We start from the raw sequence: 12,120 nt of genomic DNA, 5'->3' as shown, positions 1-12,120 counted from the left end.
TTTATTTTTTTATGGAGAAAAACGAATTGATTCCACACCTGTTCAGAACCGAATACAGTAAGATCACAGCAGTATTATGTAAACTGTTTGGGTTCGAACACATAGAAATAGCGGAAGACCTGGCAAGCGATACTTTTTTGTCGGCCTCCGAAATATGGGGACTGAAAGGCCTGCCGGAAAATCCTGTGGCATGGTTGTACACGGTGGCAAAAAACAAGGCAAAGAATTACCTGAGGCATGAATCCGTCTTTCAAAAAAAAGTTGCGGCACAGCTAAAATATTCGGCAGCGGCAACGGATCATACACCGGAAATAGACCTCTCCGACCAAAATATCCAGGACAGCCAGCTCCAGATGATGTTCGCCATCTGTCACCCCGCCATCATTGCGGAAGCACAGATAGGACTGGCTCTCCGCATCCTCTGCGGCTTTGGCATAGAAGAAATCGCGGATGCCTTTTTATCCAATAAGGAAACCATCACCAAAAGATTACAGCGGGCGAAAGATAAACTGAGAGCGGAACAGATAAAGATTGAGTTCCCCGGTCCCGCCGATATTCACAAGCGCCTGGAAACTGTACTCAGAACGCTTTACCTCCTTTTTAACGAAGGCTATTATTCTGCCAGTCATAACAGCTCTATCCGAAAGGATCTGTGCCTGGAAGCCATGCGGCTCACCTCCCTGCTCATTGCCCACGAAGCCACCAACACACCGGCGGTTCATGCGCTGCTGGCACTCATGAGCTTCCAGTCGTCCCGGTTTGAGGCCAGGATAAACCCCGCGGGAGAAATGGTGTTGTACGACGACCAGGACACCAGTTTGTGGAACCGGGAATTAATATTACAGGGAGAAGCTTTCCTGCATACTGCCTCACAGGGCAACGAACTCACCAAATATCACCTGGAAGCAGGGATTGCTTACTGGCATACCATCAAAGCAGATACGCCGGAAAAATGGAATTTTATCCTGCAGTTCTATAACCACCTGCTGCAGCTGGAATATTCTCCTATGGCCGCACTGAACAGAACCTATGCTTTATCAAAAGCCAAAGGCAAACCTGCTGCTATTGCCGAAGCGCTGAAACTTAACCTGTCAGCGCTCCACCTGTATCATGTATTGCTCGGTGAACTGTATACGGGTATTGATAACGCAAAAGCAATGGCGTGTTTTGAAACCGCGCTGGAACTTGCCGTGGCGCCGGCCGATCAGAAGGTGATCCGGCAAAAGATGGAACGGTGCCGTTAAATACCTGGTGTTTGCTGCATTTTTTTGGGGGACAGCCGCTTTAGTGGTTGGCCATCACAGCAGGTTCGCTGCCGTGATGCCTTTTCCACCAGGGTCACAAAGTAGGATACAACTGTTTTATCTTTTCCTTATCAAGATTTTTGGGATACACGACTTCCGGGAATACTGAACTTTTTCTCGCACCTATTTCATCATGTACTTTCTGGTTAAAAATGCTGTGCAGCTGGTTGTACGTATAATGCACGTTGTTATTAAGTTCGTACACAGCGGTGGTAAGACCTGCATAAGCTGCATTCAGCCGTTGCTGCGGTGTACCGTGATGATCGGGGGAGTTATAGTAGTAGTCGCCCGATGCGTAAATAGCGTTGTAGTAGGTTTGTATTTGTCCCCACAACCATTGCTTGGCTAAGCCCATATAATACCCCGAAAAGAAATCCGCTTCCAGTTCCCGGTAAGATGGTTTGGTATAGTCGTTCCACCCTACCGTAAACTGTACCCGGTGGCCCCATTCATGCGCCAGCACACCGTCGACCGGCAAGGGCGACAAGTTGTTGCTGCCCGATATTTTGCTGAACGACCGCACCAGGTAATAGAACATTTCGTATCCGAAAAGAATTTTTCCATCCGGGCTGGCGTAAGCATTACGGTAGTCTTCCGCAGGTTCGTATAATACATGCACTTCGGCGGGGATGCCATTCCAGAAGCCTCTTTGTATACCTACTTCTTCCGCGAAGAACTGGTTGTTTTGTGAGATCTTAAAATCGAATGTATTGGCGGCTCCTACTATGCCGGAATTGGCGTAGCCGGATGCATAGCCCTGGCAGCCGGCCATATCTTTCGTAGGTTTTTGTGGTGCGGGGTTATCTTTTTTGCTGCAGCCGGAGAAGCCGGCTATCAGCGCCACGGCAGCAAGCAGTATCACGTTGTTTTTCATCTGAACCTCCGGTTTTTAATAAAGAATGACACAAAGGAACAGAAAACGTCAGCGCCGGACAATCGGAAAAATCCGGTATTTCGCGATCTACCTGTTTCCAGGTATATCATGGGAGATGTTATACCAAACCGTTGTCTACCGCGAGTTTGATCAGCGCGGCAACATTGCTGACCTCAAATTTCTGCATGATATTCCGGCGATGTGTTTCGGCGGTGAGAAAGCTGATAAACAGCGCCTCCCCGATCTGCTGTGTACTTTTACCGGCAGCAACCAGTGCAAGCACTTCTTTTTCCCGGCGGGTAAGATGCGGCAATGATGTGGTGGCGGCAGCCGGTGTACCCATCCCCTGTTGTATTTCCTGTCCGAGGTAAATCCCGTTTCGTTGCACTGCCCTGATGGCGTCGGCGAGTTCAACCGCACTGCTGCTTTTTGATAAAAAACCGACGGCCCCGTTCTGCAGCATGCGGGTGATCATACTCCGCTCTGTATGGGTACTGAGCGCGATGACCTTTACAGCCGGATATTTTTTTCTTAAAGATTTACAAAGCTCAAACCCATTCATACCGGGCAAATTGATGTCCAGCAACACCACATCGGCGGTATGGCTTTCCAGGAAAGCCAGGGCATCTGGTCCATTGGTGAAGGATCCCGCGATATTGATATCTTCATATAGCCGTAACAGTGACCGGAGGCCTTCCAGCACCATCGGATGATCATCCACCAATAAAAGTTGTATTGCATCAGGCATAACTGCTCACCATTAAATTGATTTGAATACTGGTACCTGTGGCCATGGCCGAATGTATTTCCATACTGCCCCGCAGATATTTTGTTCTGTTTCTTACATTCAATAATCCCACGCCCTGCTGCGCGGCGGCGGCTTCCGCATCAAATCCGGCGCCATTGTCTTCCACGGTAATACTGCATTCCTCTCCATTTTGTATGCATTGTACCATAATTTCTGTGGCGGCCGCATATTTCAAAGCATTTCCCAGCAGCTCCTGTATGATCCGGTAGATCGCCAGCTGTTCCTGCTGTGGCATATCCCCGCTGATACCGGCAGCATAAAATACAATACGGGTTTGCGGCGTTTGCAGCCGTTCACACAGATCTTTCAGCGCTTCCGTTAACCCGAACCGCAGGAGGTTCTCCGGCATCATGTTATGCGCAATTCGCCGCAGCTCTTTTACGGCATCGCCCATTTGAAAGGCCAGCGGTTGCAACGCCTGCGAAGCGCCGGGCAATATATCCGAAAGGGATTGCAATTTCAGGTTGATACCGCTCAACATCCCGCCCAGTCCGTCGTGCAGATCGGACGATAACCGGCTGCGCTCCTTCTCCTGTCCTTCCAGCATGGCATTATATACCATCAGCTGTTTTTCATTTTCCTGTTGCTGCGATTGGTGCCGGTGCATGATGGCCAACTGTTCAGCGTTCTTTTTCCTATTGCGCGCCAGCACGGCAAAGATAACCAGCAACAGGCCCGCTATCAGCAAAGCGCCGATGAGCAACACCGCAGTTAACCGCGCCCTGTCCAGCGTGATCTGCTGTTGTCTCGACCTGTTTTGTAATTTCAGGATCGTTCCTTCTTTCTTTTGGGCCTGGTATTTTTCTTCCAGGTCGTTTAGTTTTACCTGCTCCTCTCTTTTGTGAATGGTATCGGCCAAACCCGAATAACGTTCCAGCCATTGGAGTGCGGCAGTATTGTTTCCCGTGGCTTTTTCCGATTCATACAATACCTTGTAAATGCCTACCCTGTCTAATGCTACGGTGTCCTGCAATGCGAGGTTGATATGATAAATACCGTAAGCGGTAGTCCTGGCGCTGTCGTATTTTTTCAAGGCATAAAACACCTCATATTTTCCAAAGAGAATATTAACCGTGTTGTATTTATCGTGGATGCTGTCCGCCACCTGCAGCGCAGCATTGTATTGCTGCAGGGCTTTTTGTTCTATGCCCTGGCGGTGATGCCAGTTGGCGTTGGCATAATGGTATTTCATCCACGGATAGGACACCGGATATTCCTGCAGGATCATTTCGGCCGAATCGAGGAAGGGCCGGGCTTCCGCGTATCGTTTCAGTTCTGTTAAACAAAAAGCGAGGCGACTGTAATCTACTGCGAAATAGCTTTCTTTTTTGGGTCCTTTATAATCGATCAATTCTTTTTTATAATAGCTGATGGCTTTTTCGTATTGTTTGAAATTAAGAAAGGTGGTGGCCAGTGAAGCGCTGGTGAAAGCGATGTTCCGTTCATCTTTTGCGGCTTCGAAATAGGGCAGCGCTTTTTCCATCATGATATCGGTCGACAAGGCCGCGTTGCCCTGGTCATCATATACCACCGCAATCTGGTTCCAGATGGTGCCCAGCAGTTCGTTCTTTCTTTTCACGGTGTCACTGATCGGGATCTCTTTAGCGGCGGTGAGTAAGGGCAATGCGCGGTCCAGCTGCCGCATATCCATGTAGGCCGTGCCTTCCTCAAATTTTGCCCAGGCCATGCCGAAGCCATTATTGCTTTTGTTGAAAATCCTATACGCTTCCTGTGCATACAGCACTGCCAGGGTATCCCTGCCGTTGGCGGTACGCAGGGTGTTATCTGCCAGGCGCAGCAGCGTAAAGCCGCGGGCAGTGTCCTTTTGCGTTTTTAACAGCCGGAGCAAACTGTCCCGTTTGCCGGCAAGATTAGACTGGGCATAACTTTGGTGGCTGCCAATGACAACAAGGATCATCAGCAACGGTACAATAAAGAATGGTATGCGTTGGTAGCGGGTAAACATGCAGGTGAATTGATGCGCGTTTGTTTCAAAAATAATGCCCTATCCGTTTGAAAAAAAATTTGGTAAACCAAATGGTTATATATAGTTTTACTAAACCAAATGGTTATATATCATAAATAGCAAAGTGAAATGAAAGCAAGAAGAGATGTGTTTCAGGCGATTGCCGACCCTACCAGGCGGGCGATCATAGGATTACTGGCGAAGCAGACGCAAACCCTGAACACAGTGGCGGATAATTTTAACATGAGTCAACCGGCCATATCCAAGCATATGCGCATACTTACAGAATGCGGGCTGGTAGTAATGATAAAACAGGGAAGGGAGCGCCATTGCAGCGCCAATTTCAAGGCATTGGAAGAAGTAGCTCAATGGGCGGAACAATACCGCAGCTTCTGGAGCAGCAGGCTGGATGCACTCGAAAATTTGTTGAACGAATCCGACTAAACATTTACCAATCAGTAATAAATAATGTAAGATGGCAGCAAAAAAAACACCCGGGGTAGAAACACAGATGCTGATCAGAAAGCCCGTCAGCACCGTTTTTGAAGCTTTTATTGACCCGGCAGTCACCAAACATTTCTGGTTTACAAAAGGCAGCGATAAACTGGCAGCGGGCAAAACGGTGACCTGGGAATGGGAGATGTATAATGTGTCCGCGAAAGCTGTGGTAAAAGAAATTATTCCCAACAAAAAAATATCGATCGACTGGGGCGAGCCTGCCACCGCGGTAGACTTTATGTTCCAGGATATGGGAGATGGCACTACCTACGTGGTGATCCGCAACTACGGATTCACCGAACAGGGCGATGAACTGATCAGCAAGATCAATGATTCCACCGGTGGATTTACCACTGTGCTGGATGGCTTAAAAGCTTATCTCGAACACGGCATTCACCTGAACCTTATCGCCGATAAATTTCCACCCGCGGCGGGCGGTCATAAATAGCATTTATCTAACACCCAAATCACATTTCATGGAAAAATACGGAACAATCACCGCGCCGGGCACCATCCGGTTCGAACGCTCATTGCCTGGTCCCATCACCAAAGTATGGGCCTACCTCACGGAATCAGAAAAACGTGGCAAGTGGCTGGCATCGGGAGAACTGGAACCTTTCGAAGGAGGAAAAGTAGACTTATACTTTCGTCACCAGGATCTGAGTCCCCACCCCGATCCTATTCCTGAAAAGTATAAGGATATGAAAGATGGACATCACTTCACCGGTACTGTCACAAAAATCAATGCCCCTCACCTGCTGGCATTTACCTGGGAAGATCAGTCGGAGGTAACCTTTGAGCTGAAAGAGCAGGCCGACCGGGTGTTGCTGACGCTCACCCATCGCAATATGAGCCCACGCAAAGAAGTACAGGTAAGCATGGCGAGCGGCTGGCATAACCATGTGGACATACTAATTGCCAACCTGGAAGGCAGAACGCCGGAAGGTTTTTGGAAAAGCCATATGGTGCTGGAGAAAGTTTATAACGAACGGATTCAGTCAGTATAAAAATTCTAATGCAGCAATCGGGTATCAAAACCTTCACAACGGGCGTGTGGAGGTTTTGTTTCGTATCTATTCCCCGTTGGCATCCATGGTCAGCACTTCGCTCATATAATCCAAAAACGGGCGCATCTCTTTAAACGTCTGGTTAGCCATCTGCAGGAACTGCTCACTTAACACTTCTTCATCAGAAAAATGCCTGATCAGCAGGTACTGCTTAAAGCGCAACAGGTCAATGGCTTCATGATCGGCATCAAAGCCTTTGGGCGCGGTTTTCAGCTGCTCTCCCTTCAACGATTCAAAAGTGGCGATAAATGATTTGCGTCGCAGGATTTTTCTCAGTGGCGCCGGATCAAAAGCAATATCATCCCTCACCCTTTTCAGATCTTCCGGAACAGGCCCCCAGAAACCACCGGCTACAAAGCTGTTGCCCGGCTCAATATGAAAATAATATCCACCTCTGCGGCTTTTGGTGGCTCGCTTAAAGCTGCCGCTCCAATGTGTTTTGTAAGGGGTTTTATCATGGGAGAAACGGGTATCGCGGTAAATGCGGAACAGGCTTTTTTTCCCGGAAGGTGTTTCTATCAGGTCGTGCGTGCTGAGCTGTCCGAGTAACGCTTCTGCAAATTCTTCCACCAACTCCTGCTCATGCTGGAAGGCAGCTTTGTGTTCGTTAAACCAATCCCTGTTATTGTGCTGTTTCAGCGTATTTAAAAAATCAAAACCGGACGAATGTATTCCTACGGTTGTCTTTTGTTTCTTTGCCATATCGATTGGTAATTTTAGCTCCGCAAATATAAGATCTTTTGTTTTGCGCAGACTTTGTATCCCGCTCATTGGAAATGCCGGATAATATAACTACTTTCAAAAAAACTTGGTGGACAATGAAACGCAGCAGTTTCCTGAAAAATTTAGGCCTGTCCGGCGCAGGCTTGCTGATGGCCGGCCGCACATGGTCTGTTCCTATTCATCCCGCGGTGAAGGACGCAAAAAAACTACGCATCGGTATTATCTCCGACTTACATCATTTACAGTTTGGCAAACCGGAAGTAACCAGGTTAAAAACGTTTATGGATGATGTGATGAAAGTATCGCCCGACTTTATTATTCAATGCGGCGATTTCTGCCGGCCAAAGCAATCGGAAGGGATCATGGCGGAATGGAACCGGTTTCGCGGACCCAAATATCATGTGCTGGGTAATCATGATATGGATGTTTGCGACAAAGCCACCATTATGCAGTTGTGGGGAATGGAGAAACCCTATTACTCCTTTGACCAGGGCGGCTATCATTTTGTGGTGATGGACAGAAATTTCCTGCGGCAGGAAGATCATACACTGGTAGACTACAACAACAGCAACTGGGGGCCGCTGCCTGCGCCCATGCGGAGTTTTACCGATAAACCGCAGCTGGAATGGCTAACACAGGATCTCGCAGAAGCCAGGTATCCCGTTATTGTTTTTATGCATCAGCCGGTGTTCCTGAGCGATTTTTTCCAGGAAATTGGTAACGCGGATGAAATCCTGGCGATATTTGATGAAGCTAATCTTGCTGCAAAACGGGCGGGTAAAAACACGCAGGTAACCGCCGTATTCATGGGTCATGATCATGACGACCGGTATGGCGAAAGAAACGGGGTACATTATTTCCTGCTTAACAGCGCCAGTTACGTATACACCAACTCCGGTGCACATTACTATAAAGACGCGCTGTATGCCTTTGTAACATTGGATCCGTCCGGATGGCTGCATATTGAAGGTCGCACCACTACTTACCGGGATGCGGTGCCAGACAGGGTAAAAGCCCGGTTCCCCACCAGCATCAGCGATCACAAAGTAATGCTGTTAGCGAAGCCGCGGGTTTGATACATTACTGCTGTAATCAAAATGATACACTTCCAGGGTTTGTTTTCGCTTTGTTGCTTGAATACCATAAGTAAGCAGGGATGCCTGTAGTTTGGGGAAATCGGCTGTCATTAGTGTCATGTTGATATTGCGTGTAAACTGTGCCGCATCTTTGAGCATCACCTGGCAGCCAAAATGATCCTGCAACGCCCCTGCCATTGCCTGCAGGTTGTTATTAAGCAGGGAAATAATTCCGTCTTCAGTACTAAGACGGCTGATACCCGAGGAGGGGTCCGGTAAATCGCTGTACAACCGTGCCGTATCTGTTACTTCTAACGTAATCACTTCCTGTAACTGGGCACGGGCTGTCGATTGCAGGTCAAATTTCCGCATCAGGTATGCCAGCATCGAGCTGTCCTTCATTTTCCCGGCGCCCTTGTAGCAAAAGGAAATATAAGCGCCCTGCATTGCGGGGGGCAATACGATCCGGGCAGTGCTCACACCGGATAGCTCCGCAATAAAATCCGGCATGGGCTTCCCCACCACCACCTGGTGATAAAACCCGGTACCGCTCTGGTTTAGCCGGCTGCCGTATGGCTCATTCAGTAATGGGCCCAGGTTGAAGTAGTTCTTTATGCTGCTGTCTTCAAACACCTTATAATAGACTGCCCGCAATGAATCATACATGTTACGCGTTGTGGCCGACAGGGTCGTTTTTTTTTGCTGTGGCGCGGTAACCCGCTTTCGATGCACAAATTCCTGTATGGCCTCGTTGGTGAGCATTCCGCCCTCTCCCGCCCATTTTACCTCCATGTGATCATCTATCAGTAAGCAAAACGGGATCGAGTTGATCTTATAATTGATAAATGTTTGAGCGGTGGTATCAGCAACAACCGCGGCCGAGAAATGTATTTTCTGAAGCAGGCGCCGTACCTTACTTTCCCGTTCATCTGTCATAGCGAGGAATACCAGGTTGGGAACATCTTTATTGGCGGCAGCCAGTTCATTCATATGTGGTATGCCGGCCAGGCAGGGTGCGCACCAGGTGGCCCAGAAATCAACCACGAGGAACTTCCCCCGCAGGGAAGTATCTTCCGGCACCTGCGATATCCAATGCGTGATATGCAGATCCGATGCTTTTTCTCCGGTTTTGATCTGGCCAAAAACCGTTGTACTGAATAATAGGAAAAAGACGACAGCGCGAAACATAAACAACAGATTAACAGGGACCCGGTAAATTGGTAAAATTGTTTACCTGCTAATAATACAAAAGCCCTGCGGGCTTTGTAAATTTTATTTCCGGTAGATAAGATCATGCAGGGAGGCTGCCGGCTATTGGTACGTATGCCGGGAGCCCGGATAGTAGCCGGGTATATACTTCCGCGTTATTCTTCTTTCGACAACTCTTTTCTTCTTTTTAATTCCAGTTCGGATGGTTCCTCCGTTACCATGGTTCCTACACTGATATCCCCTTTCGGCTGATAGCTGGCCATGATTACACCAGTGGTGGACACCTTTGTGTCTACCAGGTTCCAGTCGGCCGGGCGGGTACCTTCTGCGAATAACCGCTTGCCTTTTCCGATTGTTACCGGGAAAGTCCACACGTGCAGGGTATCCGCAAAACCGCTTTCCAACAGGGTTTGTACCAGCCGGCTACTACCGTTTACCAGCAGGTCGGGGCCTTCCGTTTTCTTTACCTGGCGCAAACCTGCCAGGGCGTCACCGGTGATCAGCGTGGCGGGGCCCCAGCTTAACTCCACCGGTTTACCGGATACCACAAACTTGTGGATGCTGTTGAACTTTTCAGCGACCGGGTTATTTTTTACAAAGGCCCAGTAGGCGGCAAAAATTTCGTAGGTACGGCGGCCCAGCAGCAGGTCAAAAGGGCGGCTCATAGAGGCGGCCATCGTTTCTTCCATCACCTTGTCCCAATGTTTGGCTGACCAGCCGCCCCATTTGAAACCATGGGTAGGGTCCTCCTCCGGAGCCCCCGGCGCCTGCATTACTCCATCGAGGGTTACAAAAGTGGTAACGATGATCTTTCTCATAATTCTCCGTTTTTGCTTGATGTGAAATAACCGGCGGTGACGACCGGCTGCTCAAATTTACGCTCAATACACGTAAAAACACAGGGCAAACGTGACTTTTACCACCAGTGAATTTACGGATGCGCCACCACCATTCCCTGGCCGGGTACATATTTATCATATTCCATCTGCTTTGCTACCAGCGCAGCCACCTCTTCTCCCCTCAGCTTGGCCACCAGGTGCAGGGCGCCGTCAATACCTGCAGAAATACCCGCTGTGGTAATCACTCTCCCATTGTCTATATAGCGTACCTTTTCCAATACCTTCGCCTTCGGTACCGCCCGTTGCAAATCGGCAATCCGGCTATGGAAGGTGGTAACCGTCTGGTTATCCAGCAACCCTGCCCTGCCGAGAATAAACGCCCCGGTGCAAACTGAAAAATAGGTATCGGTGACCTTATCACGGGAATGTATCCACGCCATTACTTCAGGGTCATTGGCAGATGCTTCTTCATCCCCGCCAAAAAAAGCCAGGATATTTGCCGGTGGCGCATTTTTAATACTATAATCGGGAACAATGGTAAGAATACGCTGCGACACCAGCGGTGCCTTCTTCTTAGCCACCGTAAATACCTTAAACCCCGCATGGGCAAATACTTCCATTGGTCCGGCGAAATCCAGCACTTCCACGCCATCGTACAAATAAAAACAAACCGTTGTTGCAGGTTTATCCAGGGAATCCTTGTTGACAAGGAGCATTCCGCAGGCCGTGCAAACACCGGGTTGATGAAATACCAGCGTATCACAGGCGCCGCAGGGCGGACAAACATAAGTGGGCAACGACTTCTGGGCAAATGAAATGACCGGCAAATATAAGAAGAGGAACAACAACTGTTTCATAATGGAAAAGTTTATGTTGTAAAGTTAACGGCTATACGCTACACAAATCAGGACGATTGTTTCACTAACCGGGACAATTCCGATATACGGGAAAAGATTAAAAGCCATAGTATACAAACCGCTGCTTATACTCCCCTTGTTCAAACACCCATATCACTTCATATCCTCCGGCCCCATCACTGTTGGTGGCAGCAATATACCACCGTTTAGTACCCTTGTCGTATAAAACAGTTGTCATATGCAGATTCGGATTAAACACATCGTTGATGGCGCTATCCGGTACTGCGACTTCCTTTCCCTCCCAAAAACAGGTGATATGCTGATACTGTGAAGCGGGAAGGTAGCCATCGGTTCCCCAAAAGGAACGGTCATTGATTTTATCAACCATACGCCCGGCTTCTGTTTTCCGGTAACGGATGCGATTTTTCTTTGCCACAAAGGACGTTTCCCGGATGCCCACCTGTAAGTTACCGAGCCGGAAGAAAACACTATCAGCGGAATGAACAACTCTATGTGCGGAGGTAAACTTATCCACTGCTTTCAGGCGGGACGGGTGTATATACCCAGTCGTATTTTTATGGTTGATATAGCAATCAACATACTGCCACCCGTTTTTCTGGTCTGTTAAAAACACGACGTCGCCGCTTTGAATGCGGCCAATAACAGGCGCCGACGTGCCCGGGTCCCGGCGAACATTCACATAGCCGTCTTTATCTTCCACCACTGCAAATTGTGCCTGTACGCGAAAAAAAGTAAATAGCAGGAGAACCGGGAGAAATAATTTCATCAGGGGATAATTATCTAAACAGGGATATTGTTAACCAAACAAATATATACTTTTCCCGGAATCGATACTGCCACACTCTTCCGGTTACACGCTTTTGCTCCAACAGGATAAT

13 protein-coding genes are annotated in these 12,120 nt (G+C 48.6%); 5 read left to right on the top strand and 8 right to left on the bottom strand.

What is annotated here, in order from left to right; all coding sequences use genetic code 11:
• A partial coding sequence (locus KE626_RS32690; RefSeq protein WP_249207870.1) for an RNA polymerase sigma factor occupies positions 1 to 1,244 on the top strand: 1,244 nt, incomplete at its 5' end.
• Between the two features lie 94 nt (positions 1,245 to 1,338).
• Here the strand turns inward: KE626_RS32690 and KE626_RS32685 are convergent.
• The 3 genes from KE626_RS32685 to KE626_RS32675 form a co-directional block, all read right to left on the bottom strand.
• A complete protein-coding gene (locus KE626_RS32685) occupies positions 1,339 to 2,178 on the bottom strand; it encodes a hypothetical protein (protein ID WP_211977293.1) in 840 nt (279 codons plus the stop codon).
• Positions 2,179 to 2,296: 118 nt separating this feature from the next.
• Positions 2,297 to 2,926, bottom strand: a complete 630-nt coding sequence (locus KE626_RS32680) for a response regulator transcription factor (RefSeq protein WP_211977292.1) — start codon at positions 2,924 to 2,926, stop codon at positions 2,297 to 2,299.
• Complete coding sequence (locus KE626_RS32675; protein ID WP_211977291.1) at positions 2,919 to 4,952, bottom strand: tetratricopeptide repeat-containing sensor histidine kinase; 2,034 nt, start codon at positions 4,950 to 4,952, stop codon at positions 2,919 to 2,921. Before KE626_RS32675 ends, KE626_RS32680 begins: the two co-directional genes overlap by 8 nt.
• A gap of 129 nt (positions 4,953 to 5,081) precedes the next feature.
• On the opposite strand from KE626_RS32675, the gene KE626_RS32670 reads away from it, so the two are divergent.
• Genes KE626_RS32670 through KE626_RS32660 form a run of 3 tightly spaced genes read left to right on the top strand, consistent with a single transcriptional unit; the run spans position 5,082 to position 6,457 of the window.
• Entirely contained in the window at positions 5,082 to 5,396 is a 315-nt protein-coding gene (locus KE626_RS32670) for an ArsR/SmtB family transcription factor (RefSeq protein ID WP_211977290.1), read from the top strand.
• Between the two features lie 31 nt (positions 5,397 to 5,427).
• On the top strand, positions 5,428 to 5,898 hold the full coding sequence (locus tag KE626_RS32665) for an SRPBCC family protein (RefSeq protein ID WP_211977289.1): 471 nt from the start codon (positions 5,428 to 5,430) through the stop codon (positions 5,896 to 5,898).
• A gap of 28 nt (positions 5,899 to 5,926) precedes the next feature.
• The gene (locus tag KE626_RS32660; protein WP_211977288.1) at positions 5,927 to 6,457 is read left to right on the top strand and encodes an SRPBCC family protein; all 531 of its coding nucleotides are present in this window, start codon (positions 5,927 to 5,929) and stop codon (positions 6,455 to 6,457) included.
• A 66-nt stretch (positions 6,458 to 6,523) separates the two neighbouring features.
• Here KE626_RS32660 and KE626_RS32655 read toward each other — a convergent pair whose 3' ends face one another.
• On the bottom strand, positions 6,524 to 7,219 hold the full coding sequence (locus KE626_RS32655) for a DUF2461 domain-containing protein (protein WP_211977287.1): 696 nt from the start codon (positions 7,217 to 7,219) through the stop codon (positions 6,524 to 6,526).
• Between the two features lie 116 nt (positions 7,220 to 7,335).
• On the opposite strand from KE626_RS32655, the gene KE626_RS32650 reads away from it, so the two are divergent.
• Entirely contained in the window at positions 7,336 to 8,316 is a 981-nt protein-coding gene (locus KE626_RS32650) for a metallophosphoesterase family protein (protein WP_211977286.1), read from the top strand.
• Here KE626_RS32650 and KE626_RS32645 read toward each other — a convergent pair.
• The 4 genes from KE626_RS32645 to KE626_RS32630 all read right to left on the bottom strand — a co-directional run bounded on the left by KE626_RS32645 (position 8,296) and on the right by KE626_RS32630 (position 12,008).
• On the bottom strand, positions 8,296 to 9,504 hold the full coding sequence (locus KE626_RS32645; protein ID WP_211977285.1) for a TlpA family protein disulfide reductase: 1,209 nt from the start codon (positions 9,502 to 9,504) through the stop codon (positions 8,296 to 8,298). The two genes, KE626_RS32650 and KE626_RS32645, sit on opposite strands and share 21 nt — an antisense overlap.
• 176 nt (positions 9,505 to 9,680) lie before the next feature.
• Entirely contained in the window at positions 9,681 to 10,343 is a 663-nt protein-coding gene (locus tag KE626_RS32640) for a dihydrofolate reductase family protein (RefSeq protein ID WP_211977284.1), read from the bottom strand.
• 113 nt (positions 10,344 to 10,456) lie between these two features.
• The gene (locus KE626_RS32635) at positions 10,457 to 11,221 is read right to left on the bottom strand and encodes a DJ-1/PfpI family protein (protein WP_211977283.1); all 765 of its coding nucleotides are present in this window, start codon (positions 11,219 to 11,221) and stop codon (positions 10,457 to 10,459) included.
• A 97-nt stretch (positions 11,222 to 11,318) separates the two neighbouring features.
• Positions 11,319 to 12,008 (bottom strand): SH3 domain-containing protein, encoded by a 690-nt coding sequence (locus KE626_RS32630; protein ID WP_211977282.1) that lies wholly within the window; start codon positions 12,006 to 12,008, stop codon positions 11,319 to 11,321.
• Between the last annotated feature and the right edge of the window lie 112 nt (positions 12,009 to 12,120).

The sequence above is a fragment of the Chitinophaga hostae genome, assembly GCF_018224885.1.
In the GTDB taxonomy this organism is placed as follows: domain Bacteria; phylum Bacteroidota; class Bacteroidia; order Chitinophagales; family Chitinophagaceae; genus Chitinophaga; species Chitinophaga hostae.
The sequence above is the reverse complement of the archived record's forward strand: the minus strand, read 5'-3'. Positions and strand labels throughout refer to the sequence as shown.